Source organism: Mesorhizobium sp. ES1-3 (genome assembly GCF_020164795.1).
GTDB lineage: Bacteria > Pseudomonadota > Alphaproteobacteria > Rhizobiales > Rhizobiaceae > Mesorhizobium.
In genome coordinates this window covers 336,669-355,199 of sequence record NZ_JAIUGW010000005.1, presented here as the reverse complement: position 1 = coordinate 355,199, position 18,531 = coordinate 336,669, and the positions used below count along the sequence as shown (strand labels likewise).

Here is an 18,531-nt window from a genome sequence, read left to right as displayed (position 1 = left end):
TCACGCTCCCAATATGTCGTCGATGAACGGCAGGCAGCCGGCGGTCAATCCCGCATCCACGGGCATCACCACGCCTGTTACGCCCGAGGCCCGGTCGGAAGCAAGGAAAGCCACCGCTTCGGCGACTTCCGAGGCGTTGACGATGCGGCCGAGCGGATAGAGCCGCTGCAGCTTGCCGATTACGTCAGGGTTCTTGGCCAGGCGATGGTCCCAGGCGGCGGTGCGGATCGATCCGGGGCAGACCACATTGGCGCGCACGCCGCTGCGGCCACGCTCGACGGCGATCGATTTGGCATAGGCGTTGATGCCGGCCTTGGCGGCGGCATAGGCGGGGTTGCCGAAATGCGCGATGGCGTTGACGGAGGAAATGAAGACGACGTTGCCCGAACCGCGCGCGGCCATCGCCTTGACGATGGGGTCGGCGAAAATCATCACACCGGTCAAATTGAGGTAGAGCTCATGCTCGATCCTGTCCGCCGTCAGCGCATCAAGCGTCTCGGCGCGAGTCCAGCCGGCATTGTTGATCAGGATGTCGGGGACGCCGTCCTTTTCGAGCACCGCGGCGATCGCGGCTTCGACCGAGGCGCGATCGAGAAGGTCGAAGACATGGCGCGAGGCAAGGTGCGGGCTCGCCAGCGCCTCGTCGGACTGGTCGCAGCCGACCACCCGCGCGCCCCTGCCGGCCAGCAGTGCGACGATCGCCGAGCCGAGGCCGCCACCGGCGCCAGTGACCACGACGGTCCTGCCTTCGAATTCGGCTCTCGAAACCACGGCGCTTGCTCCTCCCGCAGGTCAGCCAGATGCCGGGAGGCTAAAGAACGAGATGTAATTAAGCAACATATTAATCCGCTTGCGTGCGGCGAATTCATCGATAATGTAGGAAAGTCACATAAATCTTGTGTCAGCACCGGCACAAGGAGCGCGAATGCGCGAAACAAATGGGAGAGATCGGATGAACCTTGCAAAATGGACTGCCGGCCTGATGGCCGGAATGGGCATGCTGGCCTTCGCGGCGCAGGCAGAGGCCGGCGAAGTGCGGGTTACCGTCGCGGAATACAGCGCCAAGACCGGCCCCTACTTCGAGCAGGTGAAGAAGGAGTTCGAGGCGAAGAACCCTGGCATCACGGTCAAATTCGAGGTGGTGCCGTGGGATGTGCTCTTGCAGAAGCTGACCACCGACATCACCGCCGGCACCAATGCGGATCTCTCCATCATCGGCACGCGCTGGCTGATCGACTTCGTCCAGCAGGATGTGGCCGAGCCGCTCGACAGCTACATCACGCCCGAATTCAAGGGCCGCTTCATCGACACCTTCCTGTCGCCTTCGATCATGGGCGGCAAGACCTACGGCCTGCCGATCGCCGCCTCGGCGCGCGCCATGTATTACAACAAGGATCTGTTCGAAAAGGCCGGCATCGCCAAGCCGCCGGCAACCTGGACCGAACTGCAGGAGGATGCGCGCAAGATCAAGGCGCAGGGCGCCTTCGGCTTCGGCCTGCAGGGCAAGGAGATCGAGACCGACGTCTATTACTACTACGCGATGTGGTCGCAGGGCACCGAGATCCTCAACAAGGACGGCACGTCGGGCCTGAGCACGCCGGGCGCGCTGGCAGCCGCCAAGCTCTACAAGTCGATGATCGACGAGGGGCTGACCGAGCCCGGCGTCACCTCCAACAACCGCGAGGACGTGCAGAACCTATTCAAGCAGGGCAAGGTCGGCATGATGATCACGGCGCCCTTCCTGTCCAACCAGATCAAGGAGGAGGCGCCGAGCCTCAAATACGGCGTGGCCGCCATTCCGGCGGGTCCGACCGGCGCGCGCGGCACCTATGGCGTCACCGACTCCATGATCATGTTCAAGAACTCCAAGAACAAGGACGAGGCCTGGAAGCTGATGGACTTCCTGTTCACCACGGAGCAGCGCGCCAAGTTCACGCAAGGTGAAGGCTTCCTGCCGGTGAATAAGGAAGAGGCCAAGATGGATTATTACGTCAACAACGCCGATCTGGCCGCCTTTACGGCACTGCTGCCAGACGCTCGTTTCGCGCCGGTCATCCCGGGCTGGGAAGAAGTCGCCCAGATCACCTCGGATGCCATGCAGAAGATCTATCTCGGCGGCGATCCCGAGACAATCTTGAAGGACGCCGCGGCGAAGGCCAATGCGGTGCTGAAGAAATAGGGCGTATCTCCCTGCGCCCGTGGCGCGCCCCCGACTCAGGTGGGGCGCGCCACACTTTTAGAAGAAGTATGCAGCGGTGCCTGCGATAAATGGCGAAGACCGACAAGGCAAATCGGGACAAGATCGTCGATGTCGCGCCGCCCCTCATTGCCCTGCCAGGCATTTCTCCCCGTATAGCGACGGGGAGAAAGAGGCTGGCCCCAACCTCGGCGCCCTTCTTGGACGCTGGTGATTGGCGAAATCGGCGACGAAAGCGCCCCTCTCCCCGTCACTATACGGGGAGAGGATGCCGGCAGGCAGGTGAGGGGCAGCGCAGACCGCGTGTAAGGAATTGAAGGGCCACCAAGCCCACGGCAATTACGGTACACCTAGCCGATGCAAAATCGCTTCCTGCCCTATCTCCTGACCTTGCCGAGCCTGTTCCTGGCGGCGGTGGTCATCTTCTGGCCGGTCTGGGACCTGATCCAGATCGCGACGCATGACGTCAATCGCTTTGGCCAGCTGCGCGAGTTCAGCGGCCTTGCCAATTTTGCCGTGCTGACCGCCGATCCTGATTTCGTCGCCGCGCTCTGGCGCACCGGGCTTTGGACCGTGCTGGTGGTCGGCGGTGCGCTGCTGGTCTCGATCCCGGTGGCGATGATCCTCAACACCGATTTCTATGGCCGTGGCCTTGCCCGCGTCATCATCATGCTGCCCTGGGCGGTGTCGCTGACCATGACGGCGGTGGTCTGGCGCTGGGCGCTGAGCGGCGAAAGCGGCATGCTGAATTCGGCGCTGATCGGGCTTGGCCTGATCGACCACAACATCCAGTGGCTGGCACAGGCCCGCACCGCCTTTCCGATGCAGGTGCTGATCGGTATATTGGTGACGGTGCCGTTCACCACGACGATCTTCCTCGGCGGCCTGTCGTCGATCCCGGACGATCTCTACGAAGCGGCTGCACTCGAAGGAGCAACGCCGGTGCAGCAGTTCCGCGAGATCACCTTTCCGCTCCTGAAACCCTTCATCAACATCGCCATCGTGCTCAACACCATCTACGTCTTCAACTCGTTCCCGATCATCTGGGTGATGACGCAGGGCGGGCCGGCCAATTCGACCGACATCCTGGTCACCCATCTCTACAAGCTCGCCTTCCGCATCGGCAAACTGGGCGAGGCCTCGGCGGTGTCATTGGTGATGTTCGCCATATTGCTGGTCTTCACCATGATCTATGTGCGCCTCGCCATGCGGGAGCAGCGCGCATGACCGGCAAGCTGAAGCGGACCGTCTTCGCCTGGCTGCTGCTGGCGCCTTTGATCGTGGTGACGATCTTCCCCTTCGCTGTGATGTTCCTGACAGCGGTCAAGCCGCGGACCGAGGTGCTGACACCCACCTGGTGGCCGAGCGAGTTCCGCTGGTCGAATTTTTCCGACATGTGGGTGGCGACCGGCTTCGGCCAGGCGCTGGCCAATTCGCTCTATGTCTCCGTGATCGCCACCGTCGGCGCCATCTTGATCTCGGTGCCGGCGGCTTACGCGATGTCGCGCTTTCGCTTCGCCGGTTACGGCGCGTTCCGCCAGTTCCTGCTGATCTCGCAGATGATCTCGCCGATCGTGCTGGTGCTCGGCCTGTTCCGGCTGATGGCCGCCTGGGGGCTGGTCGAATCGACCACCGCGCTCGGCTTCATCTACATGGCCTTCAACGTCGCGTTCACCGTGTGGATGCTGCAGAGCTATTTCGACACCATTCCGCGCGATCTCGAGGAAGCGGCCTGGATGGAAGGCGCCGGCCGCTGGCTGACCTTGCGAAAAGTGTTCTTGCCGCTCTGCCTGCCGGCGATCGCGGTGACGGCGATCTTCACCTTCATCAATGCCTGGAACGAATTCGTCGTGGCGCTCACCATGCTGCGCAGCCAGGAGAGCTACACGCTGCCGATCCAGGTCTTCTCGCTGGTCGCGGGCCGCTACACGATCGAATGGCATCACGTCATGGCGGCGACGCTGCTGGCCACCTTGCCGGTGGCGATCCTGTTCATATGGTTGCAGCGTTATCTCGTCCGGGGCCTCGCGCTCGGGGCGGTCAAGTAGCGATCCCAGCAATTCCAGGAAAAGTGCGCAGTGATTTTCCGTCCGGAATTGCGCCAAACAAGAAGTCTACGGAGCTTTCATGCGCATCTTCACCGCCTCGCTGGCGACCGAAACCAACACCTTCTCGCCGGTGCCGACCGACCGGGCCTCGTTCGAGATGGCGTTCTATGCCGGGCCGGGCAAGCATCCGGAAACGCCGACGCTTTGTTCCTCGCCGATCGTCGCGTTGCGCCGTCGCGCGGTCGCCGAAGGCCTGACCGTGATCGAGGGCACCGCGACCTGGGCCGAGCCCGGCGGCCTGGTGCAGCGGCAGACCTACGAAGCGCTGCGCGACGAGATCCTCGGCCAGCTCAAGACGGCACTTCCGGTCGATGCCGTCATTTTGGGCCTGCATGGCGCCATGGTGGCGCAGGGTTATGACGATTGCGAGGGCGACCTGCTGGAGCGCGTGCGCGGCATCGTCGGGCCTGAGGTGGTGATCGCCTGCGAGTTCGATCCGCACAGCCATCTGACGCCCAAGCGCGTGGCGGCATCCGACATCATGGCCTATTTCCTCGAATTCCCGCACACGGATTTCTACGAGCGCGGCGAGCACGTCGTCGAGCTTGGGCTTGCCGCGGTGCGCGGCGAGATCAAGCCCGTCATCTCGACCTTCGACTGCCGCATGATCCAGGTGCTGCCGACCAGCCGCGAGCCGATGCGTTCCTTCGTCGACCGCATCAAGGCGCTGCACGGCAAGGACGGAGTGCTGTCGGTCTCGGTCATCCACGGCTTCATGGCCGCCGACGTGCCGGAAATGGGCACGCGCATCCTGGTCGTCACCGACGATGACAAGGCCAAGGGCGATGCGCTGGCCAAGCGGCTGGGACGCGAACTCTATGCCATGCGCGAAACGACGGCGATGGCGATGCTGAGTGCGGCCGACGGCATCGACCGCGCGCTCGCGGTGCGCGCGCAGCGCAAGGGCAAGCCGGTGGTCATCGCCGACATCTGGGACAATCCCGGCGGCGGCGTGCCGGGCGACGGCACCATCGTGCTGCGCGACCTCCTGGCGCGCGGCATCACCAGCGTCGGCGTGGCGACGATCTGGGATCCGATCGCGGTGACCTTCTGCCAGGCGGCCGGCGAGGGCGCGGTCATCGACCTGCGTTTCGGCGGCAAGGCCGGGCCACAGGCGGGCGAGCCGATCGACGCGCGCGTCAAGGTGCTGAAGGCTGTCAGCGAAGGCTGGCAGAGTTTCGGACCGAGCCGCGTGACATTGGGACCGTCAGCGGTGGTGCGCATCGAGGGCACTGAGGTCGATGTGATCCTGAACACCAACCGCACGCAGACCTTCGAGCCGGATGTCTTTTCCAACATCGGCGTCGATCCGCTGTCGAAAGACATTTTGCTGATCAAGTCGACGAACCATTTCTACGCCGGCTTCGAGCCGATCGCCGCCGAGATCATCTATGTCGCGGCGCCGAGTTCGTATCCCAGCAATCCGGCGGCGACGAATTATACCAAGCTGACCCGGCCAGTGTGGCCACGGGTGGCTGATCCTTGGGCAGGTGCCGCGGGCGACCCTGCCAATCTCCCCCCTCGTGGGGGAGATGCCCTGCAGGGCAGAGGGGGGCGCGAAGGATCGCGGCGCCGATAGTCTTGGGACAACAAGAAACCAACGAAGGTCGAAATCGCGATTCACAGAAAGGTCGGCGGGACAGCGCCCCCCTCTGGCCTGCCGGCCATCTCCCCCACGAGGGGGGAGATCGGCTAATCACACCAATCCCCGCTTGACCATCATCGCTTCCGGCGAAGGCATTTTGCCGCGAAACGCGGTGTAAAGCTCTTCGGGGTCCTTCGAGCCGCCGGCGGCGTAGATGTTCTTCCTCAGCCGCTCGGCCAGCGCCGGGTTGAAGGGATCGCCCGTCTCCTCGAAGGCAGCGAAGGCGTCGGCGTCGAGCACCTCGGACCACATGTAGGAATAATAGCCGGCCGAGTAACCGTCGCCGGAGAAGACATGACCGAAATGCGGGGTGCGGTGACGCATGGCGATCGTGTCGGGCATGTCGAGCGTTGCCAATGTTTCGGCCTCGAAACGAAGCGGTGCATCCGGCGCATCGGGCCGCGCATGATAGGCCATGTCGATCAAGGCAGAGGCGGTGAATTCGACGGTGGCGAAGCCGGCGCCGAAAGTGCGCGTGGCCAGCATCTTGTCGAGCAGCGCCTTCGGCATCGGCTTGCCGGTCTTGACATGCAGCGCGTGCTTTTCCAGCACCGCCGGCACCGTCAGCCAGTGCTCGTAGAGCTGCGAGGGCAATTCGACGAAGTCGCGGCTGACCGAGGTTCCGGAAACCGACGGCCAGGTGACGTCGGTCAACATGCCATGCAGCGCATGGCCGAATTCGTGGAACAAGGTCTTCGCCTCGTCGACCGACAGCAGGGCCGGTTCGCCCGCCGGCGGCTTGGCGAAGTTCATGATGTTGTAGATCACCGGCTTCGAGCCATGCCCGAGCTTGTAACCGGACTTCAGCGCGCTCATCCAGGCGCCGGAACGCTTCGAAGGCCGCGCGAAATAGTCGGCCAGGAACAGGCCGCGCTCGCTGCCGTCGGCATTTTTGACCAGGAACACGCGCGCGTCCGGATGCCAGGCGGCGATGCCCTTCTTCTCCTCGAAGGTGATGCCGAACAGCCGCGTCGCCACGTCGAAGCAGGCATCGATGACACGGTCGAGCTGCAGATAGGGTTTCAGCTCCGCCTCGTCGAAAGCGAACTTCTCGGCGCGCAGCTTCTCCTGGTAGAAGCGCCAGTCCCAGGCGGCGAATTTTTCGTTGCTGCCGGCTTCCGTCGCCAGACGCTCCAGCTCCTTCTGATCGGCGGCGGCCTTCTCCAACACCTTTTCCCAGACCGGGTCGAGCAGCGCATGCACCGCCTTCGGCGTCTTGGCCATGGTATCGTCGAGCTTGAGCGCGGCGAAGGAGGCGTAGCCGAGCAGCTTCGCTTTCTCGGCGCGCAGCTTCAGCATGTCGCGCACCACGGTCGTGTTGTCGGACGCACCGCCATTCTGGCCGCGCATGGTGAAGGCGCGATAGGCGATCTCGCGCAGGTCGCGGCGTTCCGAGAAGGTGGTGAACGGCTCATAGATCGAGCGCGACAGGGTGACTGCGTAGCGGCCCTTCTGGCCGCGCATCTCGGCGGCCTCGGCCATCGAGCTTTTCACGAACTCCGGCAGGCCGACGAGGTCGGCCTCGTCGAGGAACAGCGCCCAGTCGCGCTCGTCGGCCAGCACGTTCTGGCCGAAAGTCGTACCGAGCGACGACAGCTCCTCGTTGATCTTGGCCAATCGTATCTTGCCGTCGGCGTCGAGCTTGGCGCCGGAACGGACGAAGCCTTTCCAAGTCTTCTCCAGGACGCGCAGCGTCTCGGGATCGAGTTTCAGGGCTTCGCGGCGCTGGTAGAGATCGTCGACGCGGGCAAACAGTTTTTCGTTCATCGAGATCGCCGAGAAGTGCCTGGACATCTTCGGCGAGATATCGCGCTCCAGCGCCTGGATCGTCTCGTTGGTGTAGGCGCCGGCGCGGCACCAGAAGATCGACGAGACATGATCGAGCGCCTCGCCGCCCAGTTCCAGCGCTGCAAGCGTGTTCTCGATGGTCGGCGCATCCTTGTTGCCTGATATCGCGTCGATCTCGGCCTCATGCGCCTTCAGCGCGGCGTCGAAGACGGGGGAAAAGTCACCGTCGCCAATATGGGCAAAATCGGGCAGGCCGAGCGGGTCTCGCCACGCGGTCAATGGATGGGCGGCGAGATCGACGACTTTCGTGGAGGGCATGGAGGGTCTTTCGCTGGCATCAGGAAGGAGGGTGTCACCGATGTAGGACGCGGTCCGCGGGCCCGCAATATGCCAGTTGGCCGCTCCGCTCAGTAGCCCTCGCAGTTTTCTGCGATCGCGGCCTGCGAGCTGGCGGTGATGCGGTTGTCGCTCACCGCGAAGGTTTCCTGCATCAGCATGTCATTGTGGGGGAAATCGTAGCAGGCGATCACGGTGGTGACCCCGCCTTCGCTCTTCTCGATGCGGTGCCGGATAGCGGCCCCGGCAACCGCGCCTTTCCATTCGTCGAGCGAGGCGATGAATTCCTGCTTGCTCTGGACGACGCCGAGATCGTCGAGCTTGATGCGGACGTCGTCGGCGAGCAGGTCCGCCAACTCGGTGCGATCGGCGACCAGCAGAGCCGAATACCAGCGGCTGATGATGGCGCGGTCATTGGCGCGAGCGGCCATGATCGCCAACAGCGATAAGGCTGCCGTGAAAACGACCGGCCTGACGTCCATCAGCGGGCGCGCCGCCCCCTTCATTCCAGCACCGGCCGCTCGAAATCGCCGGTCTCCTTGTTCATCACCCAGAGCTCGCCGGTCGAAATGTCGAACCAGGCGCCGTGCAGCGACAATCGCCCCTTGGTCTCGAGGATCGAGACGCAGGGAAAGGTCCTGAGATTGGCGAGGGAATAGCGGATCGAGATGCGCTCGAGGGCCGTCTGGCGCTCCGTCGCCGTCATGAAGGTGCTGGCCGACACCGTCTCGGCGGCCGGCGCGATCAAGCTCATCCATTTGCCAATGAAGTCGCCGGGCGACAGCGGCGCGGCGTTGGTGTCGAGCGCGGCGCGGATACCGCCGCAGCGGCCGTGGCCCATGACGACGATGTTCTTGACCTTGAGGCTCTGCACCGCGAATTCGAGCGCGGCCGAGGTCGAATGGAATTCGCCGTCCGGTTCGTAAGGCGGCACCAGATTGCCGACATTGCGCAGCACGAAGAGTTCGCCGGGGCCGGCGTCGAAGATCGCCTCGGGCGCGGATCGCGAGTCGCAACAGGCGACGATCATGGTCTCGGGCGCCTGGCCTTCGCGGGCGAGCTCGCGATAGCGGCCGCTCTCGGTGAGGTAGCGGCCGTTCATGAAATTGCGGTAGCCGGCGAGGAGATGGTCGGGAAGATGAGGCATGGGCGGCTAAGGCCTTTCCGGGTTGGAGGCGGCAGCTCGTTGGCGTCGACGAAAGGCTCTAACGGTAAAAACCCGCTGCGAGCAATGCAGAATTGCGGGGGCTAGTCATAAATGCCATGCGCCAAAGCGGGACGCCCGCCGACTTTGTCACGCCCAGATGGCGACCGGTATGCCAAAACCGTCAGCGAGCGGCGGGTTGGGAAACGGTTTTGCTTCGCCGCTGGCGATGCGGCCGGCGATCAGCGCCATCGCGGTCGCATCGAGGAAATCGTCGGCGGCCGCACCACGTGGCGGCGGCTGGTCGAGGAAGTCCATGTCATAGCCGTGCCGGCAAAGCAGCGCCTTGCGTTCCGCCATCCCGGCCGGATTGACGCTGCCCTTGATCTTCTTCGGCAACAGCATGGCCCGGTCGCCATTCAGACGGCAGAAGGCGACTTCCGGATGCGATTCGAAGACGCGACCGCGCAGCTCAGGCCGCGTGATCAGCAAGGCGTCGATCTCGCGGATTTTCGAGAAGATGCCGAAGGCCTGAATGGAAACGCCGCGCGGTGGATCGGATGTGGTCCTGGCCACATCGCTTGCCCTGATGTGTGCCGCGTACCAGGCTTCCATCGTGGTGAAGCCGCTGGTGTCGGCATAGAGCGCGGCGCGGGACGGGATCGAAAAGATGCTGGACTGGCGCGCGCCGAGCAGCGGCCGCACCAGCGCTTCCGGCCCGCGTCCGCCCCTTTGCGAAAATTCCGGTAAACCGATCGGCATGTCGACGGCGACAATCGCGTCATCGGGGATCGCCGCCAGCAGGGCAGCGAAGGTGGGGAAAACATTGACCGAAGGTGCGGCGTCCGGGTTACGAGGTGTCGAACCGGGTTCGCGCAGCACGGCGATCCAGCCGGCCTTGCAGCCGTCGACGCCGACGAGCACAACTTTGGCCGGGATCACGCCCGGCGGTCCCGCCCCGGATGCGTGAGGTGGCGAAGCTGGACCATGGCCATCGGGTGCGACAGGCTCTGCGCATCGGTTTCGAGCTGCAATTCGTCGCCGCCGCGTTTTGCCGTGCGCGCCAGGATCTCGTAGACCGCCGCGGTCGTCGACTGCAGCGCCTTGATCGCCGGCTGGCCGGACAGGATGCGCGCCAGGTAGACGGCCGCGGTCAGGTCGCCCAGACCGTTCGGCGGCTTGTCGATCAGGCGGTGCTCGGCCAGCAGCGCCTGGGTGCCGTCGAGCAGCAGATTGCCGGTGCCGCCTGAAATCATCGATGGCGCCGAGGTGACCAGCATGGTCGGCGGTCCGGCATGGAGTGCCGCCGAGATCACCGATTTCAGGTCGGGCAGCGGCGCGCCGGCCATCCATTCCAGCTCATAGCGGTTGGGGGTGGCGATATCGGCGATCGGCATCAGCCGGTCGCGCATGGCGGCGGCGGTGGGCTCGGGCACATAAAGGCCGCCGGAATCGCCCATCACCGGATCGCAGATATAGATGGCATCGGGCGTCCTCGCCTTGACCGCGGCGACCAGCGAGGCGACCGCCTCGGCCTGGCCGGGCTCGCCGAGATAGCCCGACAGCACGGCGCCGACCTCACCCAGCCACGGCGCGCGCTCCAGATCGGCCATCAGCGCCTTGAACTGGTCGAGCGGCGGCACGATGCGGGTCGCCCGGCCATGGCCGGGATGCCAGGGCAGAATGATTGTCGGCACGGCCCAGACCGGAAAGCCCAACGTCTCCAGCGCGAAGACGGCGGCGCGGTTGCCGACGGAGCCACGGGCGACATGGCTGGAAATGACGATGACCGCGCGCGGCGCGTCGGTTTTTTCGGCGCTCATTGTTTTTTGATTCCTAGCTGCCCCGGGTGAGGAAAAGCACGAGCCAGACCATCAGGCCCAGCGCCAGAAGCAGGCCTAGTATCCTGCCAACGCGCGTGCCCCAGACTTCGATCGGGTCCGTGCGGTCGGCATCGGCCGCCGAGACATGGTCGCGCATGCCTTTCGTCGTCCGTGCCACGAAAGAGTTGCCGGCCGGATCGGTCTCCTGCGCGACGCGCTGGAGGATACGGCGCGATTCGCTGTCACTGTCCTGGCGTCGCGCCATGATGATGTCCCGTTCTGATCGGACCTTATCGCGTTCGCGCGGCCAATCACAGGGCCTTGCGCGGCACGATATACGCCGAGCCTGCTGCAGGGGTCGGGGCCGTTTTCTTGAGCGCCGATTGTGCTAATGCTTCGCCTGCAACTTCTATCGAGGGACCCCCATCATGCTTGCCCAGCGCCTTGCTCGACCATCGCCATTCCGCACGCTGCCCGCCTTCCTGATGATGGCAATCGTGCTGCCGCTGCTTGCCGGCTGCGGCTACAACACGATCCCGACGGCGGAAGAAAACGCCAGGGCGGCATGGAGCGAGGTGTTGAACCAGTATCAACGCCGCGCCGACCTCATCCCCAATCTGGTCGAGACGGTCAAAGGCTATGCTTCGCACGAAAAGGACACGCTCGACGCCGTTGTCCAGGCGCGCGCCAAGGCGACGCAGATCACGGTGACGCCGGAAACGCTGAAGGATCCGGAAGCCCTCAAGAAGTTCCAGGATGCCCAGGCCGGGCTGACCAGCGCGCTGTCGCGGCTGATCGCGGTGTCGGAGGCCTATCCCGACCTCAAGGCAAACCAGAATTTCCTGGCGCTGCAGGCGCAGCTCGAAGGCACGGAGAACCGCATCGCGGTGGCGCGGCGCGACTATATCCAGGCCGTCAGGGACTACAATCTGACGCTGAGGACGTTCCCCTCGGTGCTATGGGCGACGCTCTGGTTCCGCGGCAATCAACCTTTCGCGAACTTCACCGTCGACGAAGACAAGATGCAGGTGCCGAAGGTCGATTTCGGCACGAAGCAGGGCGGGTGAACGGCGAAAAGTCATCGGAATAAATTCCGCGAAAAGACGGATCGCTGGCATGCAAACACCCCCCTCTGTCCTGCCGGACATCTCCCCCTCAAGGGGGGAGATTGGCAGCTTTGCGGTCGGCTCCCAGTCTCAAACCTTGACGATTGGCGAAACCCTGGATGACATCCAATCTCCCCCCTTGAGGGGGAGATGTCCGGCAGGACAGAGGGGGGCGCTACGGAACACCTACCTTTCCTTTCTTGGCCTTCTTGCCAGCATACTCTTCCTCCCCCTAACCGCCTTCGCTGCCGATCTGCCGGCGCTCACGGGCCGCGTCGTCGACAATGCCGGCATCATCGATGCCGCGACCAAGGCGGCGCTGACGCAGCAGCTGGCCGATTTCGAAACCAAGGGCTCCGACCAGATCGTCGTCGCCACCATCCCCAGCCTCGGCGGCGAGGAGATCGAACCCTACGCCAACCGGCTGTTCCGCTTCTGGAAGCTCGGCCAGGCCAAGGAGAACAACGGCGTCCTGCTGCTGGTGGCGCCCAACGACCGCAAGATGCGCATCGAGGTCGGCTATGGGCTGGAAGGCACGCTGACCGACCTGCACACCAGGCTGATCATCGAGAATGACATGGTGCCGGCCTTCCGCGCCGGCGATTTCTCCGGCGGCATCTCGAAGGCCGTCGACGACATGATCATGGTGCTGGAGGGGAATCCGGAGGAGCTGGAGGCGCGCGGCAAGCGCAACGAGCAGGCGCCGTTCAATTCCGACGACCTGTTCTTTGCCGTCTTCGTCAGCATCTGGGCGATCATTTTCTTCGGCAGCATCGCGGCCTCGGTCCTGCCGCCGATCTTCGGCCAGAAGCTCGGCCCCGGACGTTATCGCTGGCTCGGCATGACCTTCGAGCCGCACCGGCGGTCGTCCGGTGGATGGTCGTCGGGTGGTGGTGGCTGGTCGTCCGGCGGGGGTGGGTTTTCAGGTGGCGGAGGCTTTTCGGGTGGCGGCGGCTCGTCCGGCGGTGGCGGTTCTTCAGGAAGCTGGTGAGACATGATCATGGCAACACGACCGATCAGCCCACAGGATCATGAACGCATCGCCGCTGCGATCCGGTCGGCGGAATCCAGGACCGACGGCGAGATCTATTGCGTCGTGGCGCATGCAAGCGATGGCTATTTCGCCCCTGCGGCCTTGATGGCGACGCTCGGCATGCTGGTCGTCAGCCTCGCGGTTACTTATGGGCTGGAGGCCTGGTGGCTCACCATCCGCCTGCCGCATTTCGTCATCGCCGAGTTGCTGGCGCTGGCCTGCGTGCTTGCCCTGCTGTGGACGCTGCCCGGCCTGCGCATCCATATGGTGCCGCGGCGGCTGCGCTATCAGGCTGCGCACGCCAATGCGGTCAAACAGTTCCTCGCCCGCAACGTCCACCGCACCACGGCGCGCACCGGCGTGCTGATCTTCGTCTCGATCGCCGAGCGCTACGCCGAAGTGGTCGCCGATTCAGGCATCGACGCCAAGGTCGGCCAGCATGTCTGGGACGGCGTGGTGCGCGATCTGACCGCGCATGCCGGCGACGACCGGCTTGCCGACGGTTTCGTCAAGGCGATCGAGCAGGTCGGGGCGGTGCTGGCCGAGCACTTCCCGGTCACGCCGGGCGATACCAACGAGCTTGACGACCATCTGGTCGAAATCTGAAAGCTCGCCTGCAACCGCTCCTCAGCCGGATTCCTGACAGGCTTTACCGGATGTCGCCAGCGTCATGATCGTCTGTGCGAAAGCGGACCATCGGTCGCCCCGACTCTTGCAATCGGGCAACGCGGGTTTATGGTTAACAAATCATGAATACGCTGACGATCGACATTCGGAAGGCAGACCCGCGCGATGCCGGCGCCATTGCCGAGGTGCACCTGGAAGCCTGGCGCGGCGCCTATTCCGGTATCATTCCGCACCGTACTCTGACGTCGATGATCAACCGCCGGGGAGCCGATTGGTGGGCGAATGCCATCCGCCGCGCCGCCACCGTGCTGGTCGTCGAGATCGGCGGCACGATCGCCGGCTATGCGACGATCGGCAAGAACCGCGCCAAGGAGCTCAAGCAGCAGGGCGAAATCTACGAATTGTACCTGCGCCCGGAATATCAGGGCATCGGTCTCGGCAGACGGCTGTTTTCGGCAGCCAGGGCACGTCTCGCCGACCACGGGCTGAAAGGCATGGTGGTGTGGGCGCTGGAAGACAACCAGAACGCACTGGCCTTCTATGCCGGGGCTGGCGGCCGCGACATCGCCGAAGGCGTCGAGATTTTCGAGCAGAAGGCGCTGAAGAAGGTCGCTTTCATCTGGGAGTGACCGCCGGGGGATGATCGGGGAAGGCGAAGTCCCCGACTCACGCAAAATCACGGCGCTGAAACATCTTGTGCCGATGATTGAACACGTCGAACGCCGTCGCGTCTCGCGGGATGCATTTAAGCACCATTCGCCGCATTGCACCATTTTGCGCCGCCCGCTATCTCCTGCCGATCGAGAGAGGGACAAAAGCCATGCGCATCGAAGCCATAGCCACTGGAAAGAATCCGCCTGACGACGTCAACGTCATCATCGAGGTGCCGATTGGCGGCGAGCCGATCAAGTACGAGATGGACAAGGAGGCCGGCACGCTGTTCGTCGACCGCTTCCTGCACACCTCGATGCGTTATCCCGGCAATTACGGCTTCGTGCCGCACACGCTGTCGGGCGATGGCGACCCGATCGACGTGCTGGTCTGCAACACGCGCGCTTTGGTGCCGGGCTGCGTCATCAACGTGCGGCCGATCGGCGTGCTGATCATGGAAGACAATGCCGGCCAGGACGAGAAGATCATCGCGGTGCCGTCGCCAAAATTGACGCTGCGCTACGAGAACGTCACCGAATACACGCAGCTGCCCGACATCACGCGCCAGCAGGTGCAGCACTTCTTCGAGCACTACAAGGACCTCGAGCCCGGCAAATGGGTCAAGATCGAGGGCTGGCACGATTCCAAATACGCCAAGAAGATGATCATGGACGCGATCGACCGGGCAAAGGCGAGCAAGTAGCTCGAGCGGTCAGTTATCGACCCGACCGAAAGCCGGCACGTTGCCGACCACCACGCGCTTGTCCTTGCCGCAGGCAAAGCCTTTCGCCGTCTCATCGGCGATCTTGCGCGCCTGGTCGTTGGCAATGGGATTGCCGGTGGCCACCACCAGGCCGACGGTGCAGCCGTCACGGACGTCCATCTGGGCGACCTTGGCGACGAGCAGCACCTCGGTCTTCTTGGTCTCGTCCTCGGGATTGCTGATCGAGCGGCGGTGGATGACCGCGAATGGCACGGTCTTGTCGCCATTGGTTTCGATGCGCCACTCGACCTTGGCCGCGGACGAATTGAAGGCCGAAAAACTCTCCCAGGCGGACGTCAAGTCGCCGCCGGGCGGAAAACCGTAGAACAGCGATTCGCGGGCATCGTCATATCCGATCAGCACGGAATAGCCGCGATAGCCGGAGCAGGCGAGGTCGGCCCAGTCGCCGTCGCCCTGCTCGGCCTGCGCATAAGTCACACAGTCCTTCTTCCAGTCGAGGTCGGTGTAGACGCTGGATATCTCGCCCGCTTGTGCCGCCTGGCAAAGGCCGGCGAAGGTGAGCGGGATCAACAGGCTGCGCATCGCGGAGATCTCCGTTGGAGGTCGTCCCAGCGTATCGCCAATGGCTATTTCTTCAAGCTCGCTTCGATCAGCAGGTCGGCGTTGCGGGCAACCGACTGTGCCGGTCCGCCGAGGCCGAACAACTGGCCGCTGATATAGGCGCCTTCGATGAGCAGCAGCAGCCCGTCGCCCAGTGTGTCAGGGTCCTGTGCGCCCATCGCAGCCGCCATGGCGCGCAGGCGGCGGCGCAATTCCTGCTTGTTTGCCTCGCTGACGACGCGGGCCGGATGGCTGTGGTCTGGATATTCGACCGCCGCATTGGTCATGCCGCAGCCGCGATAGTCCGCCACTTGCGTTCGCTTGCCGATGCGGGTCAGGAAAGCCTTGATCTGAGCGCGCGGGTCGCCGGGATTGGCCGCAACGGCTTCATCGAAACGCTCCCAGTATTCAAGATCGTATTGCCTGAGGTAGGAGGCGGCCAGTTCGTCCTTGGAGGGAAAGCTGCGATAGAGGCTCGGCTTGGTAACGCCGGCGCGCCTGACGATCTCGTCGACGCCGATCGCCCTGATACCTCGCCGGTAGAACAGGTCATAGGCAACATCGAGGATCTTCTGGGCGGCCTTGGGTGGTGCCGATGCATGACCGTCGCTGATGGTCAGTTCAATATTTTTGTCGGTTGGCATCATGGGACTCGATTGACAATGTTACCGATCGGTACGTATACATTCCCATCCTGCAACGTACCGGTCAGTAACATGATAGCTCAATCCCGTCCCTTTGGCCAGCGCTACGCTTTCGTCGTGGTCGGCGTCATCTTCCTCTGCCTGCTGATCGCGGCCGGCCTGCGCTCCGCGCCCTCCGTCATGATGCTGCCGCTGGAAAACAGTTTCGGCTGGCGGCGCGACACCATCTCGCTGGCCGCGGGTGTCGGCATCCTGCTCTATGGGCTGACCGGTCCGTTCGCCGCGGCGCTGATGGAGCGCATCGGGCTGCGCCGCACGCTGCTTGCATCGCTGGTGGTGATGTCGGGTTCGACCGCGCTCAGCCTGCTGATGACCAAGCCCTGGCATCTGTTCATCACCTGGGGCGTTTTTTCCGGCATCGGATCCGGCGCCGTCGCAAGTGTGCTCGGCGCCACGATCGTCAACCGCTGGTTCAAGACCAATCGCGGCCTTGTCATGGGGCTGATGTCGGCCTCCAGCGCCACCGGCATGCTGGTCTTCCTGCCGCTGATCGCTTCGCTTGCCCAGGCTGGCGGCTGGCAGCCTGTCGTCATCGCCGTCGCGATCGCCACAGCGGCGCTGATCCCTCTGGTCTGGCTGCTGGTGCCGGAGCGCCCGGCCTCGATCGGCATGGTGCGCTATGGCGCCGAGGCGGATGATGTGCCGCCGGTGTCGCCGGCCTCGCAAGGCAATTTCCTTGCGCATACGCTCAACACGCTGCGCCGCGCCGCCGGCACGCGGGTGTTCTGGTACCTGTTCGCCACCTTCTTCGTCTGCGGCTTCACCACCAACGGACTGGTCGGCACGCATCTGATCGCGTTCTGTGGCGACATGGGCATTGGCGAGGTGCAGGCCGCCGGCCTGCTGTCGATGATGGGCATTTTCGACCTGATCGGCACCACGCTGTCGGGCTGGCTCACCGACCGCTACGACCCCCGCAAGCTGCTCGGCGTCTACTATGCCATCCGTGGCCTGTCGCTGATCTACCTGCCCTATTCCGGCTTTTCGGCAACCAGCCTGATCATCTTCGCCGTGCTCTACGGCCTCGACTGGATCGCCACCGTGCCGCCGACGCTGCGGCTGGCCAACGAAGCCTTCGGCGACCGCAGCGGGCCGATCGTGTTCGGCTGGATCGTCGCCGGCCACCAGGTGGGTGCCGCCACCGCCGCGGCCTTCGGCGGCACCATGCGTGAACTGCAGGGCAATTACGAACTGGCGTTCCTGATTGCCGGCATGACCGCGATCGCCGCGGCCTGTATTTCGCTCCTGATCAACACCAGCCGGCCGGCCTTCGATCCGGAACCGCAGGCGGCATAGGGCGGCTCGGCAGGCGAATTTGGCGATCTCCCCCCTTGTGGGGGAGATGCCCGGCAGGGCAGAGGGGGGCGCTGTCCCGCCGACCTTTCTCAACAAACCGCTGGATCGGCTCAGCGTCTTGTAGCGTAACCGAGCCGACCGAATTTCCTGCTGCTACACGATTTTCCTGCAAATGTTCCGAAGGGCGCCGACGCAGGTTTTCAGCGCCGGCAAAACTCAAAGGGTGGCGCTCTACGGCGCCCCCCTCTGTCCTGCCGGACATCTCCCCCACGAGGGGGGGAGATTGGCGGCGGCGCGGGCAGCGCGAGGCGTCTCAGTCGGGATAGCAGGCCATTGGAATGTGAGGCCAGACCGCCGTATCGCAGCTGGCGCTGGCCTGTCTCTGTTTGAAGGCGGCGCTGACCGGGCCGGTCACCACCGGGTCGACGCCGTCGGGCGCGTCGGCAAAGGCCTGCTGCGCGGAAGGCGCATCAGCCGGCAGGACGGACCGCGCTTCCTTCAGCGTTGCGGCCGACTGCGCGGCGTTGGCCGCCAGCAGGACGGAAAAGGCGGCGGACGCGATCAGCGGCCAAAATCGGTTGAGTTTATCGGTCATGACGTTCGAACTGCCCGGGCCCTGAAAAGGTTCCCGCCTTGGTTAACAAAATCATTTCACACGCAGATGCTTAAGATTTGATGAGTATTTGGTGTCGCGCGTCCCCTTTCGCAACTGCGAAAAACCCTGTATGAGCCGCGCAACCGAAAGAGGC

General features: G+C 64.0%; 20 protein-coding genes. 10 read left to right on the top strand and 10 right to left on the bottom strand.

All coding sequences use genetic code 11. From position 1 onward, the window contains the following. A complete protein-coding gene (locus LB536_RS11000; RefSeq protein ID WP_224591858.1) occupies positions 1-771 on the bottom strand; it encodes an SDR family oxidoreductase in 771 nt (256 codons plus the stop codon). Between the two features lie 181 nt (positions 772-952). On the opposite strand from LB536_RS11000, the gene LB536_RS10995 reads away from it, so the two are divergent. The 4 genes from LB536_RS10995 to LB536_RS10980 all read left to right on the top strand — a co-directional run bounded on the left by LB536_RS10995 (position 953) and on the right by LB536_RS10980 (position 5,884). After that, positions 953-2,179 carry an ABC transporter substrate-binding protein gene (locus LB536_RS10995; protein WP_224591855.1) on the top strand — a complete coding sequence of 409 codons (1,227 nt, stop codon included), beginning with the start codon at positions 953-955 and terminating at the stop codon, positions 2,177-2,179. A gap of 375 nt (positions 2,180-2,554) precedes the next feature. Next, positions 2,555-3,424: a carbohydrate ABC transporter permease gene (locus LB536_RS10990; protein WP_224591853.1), complete on the top strand. Its 870-nt coding sequence runs from the start codon at positions 2,555-2,557 to the stop codon at positions 3,422-3,424. After that, positions 3,421-4,245, top strand: a complete 825-nt coding sequence (locus LB536_RS10985) for a carbohydrate ABC transporter permease (RefSeq protein WP_140761623.1) — start codon at positions 3,421-3,423, stop codon at positions 4,243-4,245. Before LB536_RS10990 ends, LB536_RS10985 begins: the two co-directional genes overlap by 4 nt. Positions 4,246-4,324: 79 nt before the next feature. Continuing rightward, complete coding sequence (locus tag LB536_RS10980; protein WP_224591850.1) at positions 4,325-5,884, top strand: M81 family metallopeptidase; 1,560 nt, start codon at positions 4,325-4,327, stop codon at positions 5,882-5,884. Between the two features lie 117 nt (positions 5,885-6,001). Here LB536_RS10980 and LB536_RS10975 read toward each other — a convergent pair whose 3' ends face one another. The 6 genes from LB536_RS10975 to LB536_RS10950 form a co-directional block, all read right to left on the bottom strand. After that, a complete protein-coding gene (locus LB536_RS10975) occupies positions 6,002-8,056 on the bottom strand; it encodes a M3 family metallopeptidase (protein WP_224591847.1) in 2,055 nt (684 codons plus the stop codon). A gap of 89 nt (positions 8,057-8,145) precedes the next feature. Next, entirely contained in the window at positions 8,146-8,580 is a 435-nt protein-coding gene (locus tag LB536_RS10970; protein ID WP_224591844.1) for a nuclear transport factor 2 family protein, read from the bottom strand. Beyond that, positions 8,577-9,221 (bottom strand): carbonic anhydrase, encoded by a 645-nt coding sequence (locus LB536_RS10965; RefSeq protein ID WP_224591841.1) that lies wholly within the window; start codon positions 9,219-9,221, stop codon positions 8,577-8,579. Before LB536_RS10965 ends, LB536_RS10970 begins: the two co-directional genes overlap by 4 nt. A 147-nt stretch (positions 9,222-9,368) precedes the next feature. Further along, complete coding sequence (locus LB536_RS10960; RefSeq protein ID WP_224591838.1) at positions 9,369-10,160, bottom strand: DUF429 domain-containing protein; 792 nt, start codon at positions 10,158-10,160, stop codon at positions 9,369-9,371. Beyond that, positions 10,157-11,041, bottom strand: coding sequence for a pyridoxal kinase PdxY (gene pdxY, locus LB536_RS10955; protein ID WP_140761637.1), 885 nt, complete (start codon positions 11,039-11,041; stop codon positions 10,157-10,159). Before pdxY ends, LB536_RS10960 begins: the two co-directional genes overlap by 4 nt. A gap of 13 nt (positions 11,042-11,054) precedes the next feature. After that, on the bottom strand, positions 11,055-11,306 hold the full coding sequence (locus LB536_RS10950; protein ID WP_140761639.1) for a hypothetical protein: 252 nt from the start codon (positions 11,304-11,306) through the stop codon (positions 11,055-11,057). Between the two features lie 163 nt (positions 11,307-11,469). On the opposite strand from LB536_RS10950, the gene LB536_RS10945 reads away from it, so the two are divergent. The 5 genes from LB536_RS10945 to ppa all read left to right on the top strand — a co-directional run bounded on the left by LB536_RS10945 (position 11,470) and on the right by ppa (position 15,161). Next, a complete protein-coding gene (locus tag LB536_RS10945; RefSeq protein ID WP_140761642.1) occupies positions 11,470-12,108 on the top strand; it encodes a LemA family protein in 639 nt (212 codons plus the stop codon). Positions 12,109-12,286: 178 nt separating this feature from the next. Beyond that, entirely contained in the window at positions 12,287-13,138 is an 852-nt protein-coding gene (locus LB536_RS10940) for a TPM domain-containing protein (RefSeq protein WP_224591835.1), read from the top strand. Between the two features lie 9 nt (positions 13,139-13,147). Beyond that, positions 13,148-13,786, top strand: a complete 639-nt coding sequence (locus LB536_RS10935) for a TPM domain-containing protein (RefSeq protein WP_224591833.1) — start codon at positions 13,148-13,150, stop codon at positions 13,784-13,786. A gap of 143 nt (positions 13,787-13,929) precedes the next feature. Continuing rightward, positions 13,930-14,436, top strand: coding sequence for a GNAT family N-acetyltransferase (locus LB536_RS10930; protein ID WP_224537337.1), 507 nt, complete (start codon positions 13,930-13,932; stop codon positions 14,434-14,436). A 191-nt stretch (positions 14,437-14,627) separates the two neighbouring features. Then, complete coding sequence (gene ppa, locus LB536_RS10925; RefSeq protein ID WP_140503932.1) at positions 14,628-15,161, top strand: inorganic diphosphatase; 534 nt, start codon at positions 14,628-14,630, stop codon at positions 15,159-15,161. A gap of 9 nt (positions 15,162-15,170) precedes the next feature. Here the strand turns inward: ppa and LB536_RS10920 are convergent, their stop codons facing one another. Next, the gene (locus tag LB536_RS10920) at positions 15,171-15,764 is read right to left on the bottom strand and encodes a hypothetical protein (protein WP_224591830.1); all 594 of its coding nucleotides are present in this window, start codon (positions 15,762-15,764) and stop codon (positions 15,171-15,173) included. Positions 15,765-15,808: 44 nt separating this feature from the next. Next, entirely contained in the window at positions 15,809-16,426 is a 618-nt protein-coding gene (locus tag LB536_RS10915; RefSeq protein WP_224591827.1) for a TetR/AcrR family transcriptional regulator, read from the bottom strand. A 72-nt stretch (positions 16,427-16,498) separates the two neighbouring features. Here LB536_RS10915 and LB536_RS10910 point away from each other — a divergent pair, with 72 nt between their 5' ends. Continuing rightward, the gene (locus tag LB536_RS10910) at positions 16,499-17,782 is read left to right on the top strand and encodes an MFS transporter (RefSeq protein ID WP_224591825.1); all 1,284 of its coding nucleotides are present in this window, start codon (positions 16,499-16,501) and stop codon (positions 17,780-17,782) included. A gap of 313 nt (positions 17,783-18,095) precedes the next feature. Here the strand turns inward: LB536_RS10910 and LB536_RS10905 are convergent, their stop codons facing one another. Next, positions 18,096-18,377, bottom strand: coding sequence for a hypothetical protein (locus LB536_RS10905; RefSeq protein ID WP_224591822.1), 282 nt, complete (start codon positions 18,375-18,377; stop codon positions 18,096-18,098). Positions 18,378-18,531 lie beyond the last annotated feature (154 nt).

Excerpts from the sequence above, each read along its gene's own strand:
- LB536_RS10995 (WP_224591855.1), top strand. The coding sequence starts at position 953 with ATGAACCTTGCAAAATGGACTGCCGGCCTGATGGCCGGAATGGGCATG.
- LB536_RS10990 (WP_224591853.1), top strand. The coding sequence starts at position 2,555 with ATGCAAAATCGCTTCCTGCCCTATCTCCTGACCTTGCCGAGCCTGTTC.
- LB536_RS10985 (WP_140761623.1), top strand. The coding sequence starts at position 3,421 with ATGACCGGCAAGCTGAAGCGGACCGTCTTCGCCTGGCTGCTGCTGGCG.
- LB536_RS10980 (WP_224591850.1), top strand. The coding sequence starts at position 4,325 with ATGCGCATCTTCACCGCCTCGCTGGCGACCGAAACCAACACCTTCTCG.
- LB536_RS10975 (WP_224591847.1), bottom strand. The coding sequence starts at position 8,056 with ATGCCCTCCACGAAAGTCGTCGATCTCGCCGCCCATCCATTGACCGCG.
- LB536_RS10970 (WP_224591844.1), bottom strand. The coding sequence starts at position 8,580 with ATGAAGGGGGCGGCGCGCCCGCTGATGGACGTCAGGCCGGTCGTTTTC.
- LB536_RS10965 (WP_224591841.1), bottom strand. The coding sequence starts at position 9,221 with ATGCCTCATCTTCCCGACCATCTCCTCGCCGGCTACCGCAATTTCATG.
- pdxY (WP_140761637.1), bottom strand. The coding sequence starts at position 11,041 with ATGAGCGCCGAAAAAACCGACGCGCCGCGCGCGGTCATCGTCATTTCC.
- LB536_RS10950 (WP_140761639.1), bottom strand. The coding sequence starts at position 11,306 with ATGGCGCGACGCCAGGACAGTGACAGCGAATCGCGCCGTATCCTCCAG.
- LB536_RS10945 (WP_140761642.1), top strand. The coding sequence starts at position 11,470 with ATGCTTGCCCAGCGCCTTGCTCGACCATCGCCATTCCGCACGCTGCCC.
- LB536_RS10935 (WP_224591833.1), top strand. The coding sequence starts at position 13,148 with ATGGCAACACGACCGATCAGCCCACAGGATCATGAACGCATCGCCGCT.
- LB536_RS10930 (WP_224537337.1), top strand. The coding sequence starts at position 13,930 with ATGAATACGCTGACGATCGACATTCGGAAGGCAGACCCGCGCGATGCC.
- ppa (WP_140503932.1), top strand. The coding sequence starts at position 14,628 with ATGCGCATCGAAGCCATAGCCACTGGAAAGAATCCGCCTGACGACGTC.
- LB536_RS10920 (WP_224591830.1), bottom strand. The coding sequence starts at position 15,764 with ATGCGCAGCCTGTTGATCCCGCTCACCTTCGCCGGCCTTTGCCAGGCG.
- LB536_RS10915 (WP_224591827.1), bottom strand. The coding sequence starts at position 16,426 with ATGCCAACCGACAAAAATATTGAACTGACCATCAGCGACGGTCATGCA.
- LB536_RS10910 (WP_224591825.1), top strand. The coding sequence starts at position 16,499 with ATGATAGCTCAATCCCGTCCCTTTGGCCAGCGCTACGCTTTCGTCGTG.
- LB536_RS10905 (WP_224591822.1), bottom strand. The coding sequence starts at position 18,377 with ATGACCGATAAACTCAACCGATTTTGGCCGCTGATCGCGTCCGCCGCC.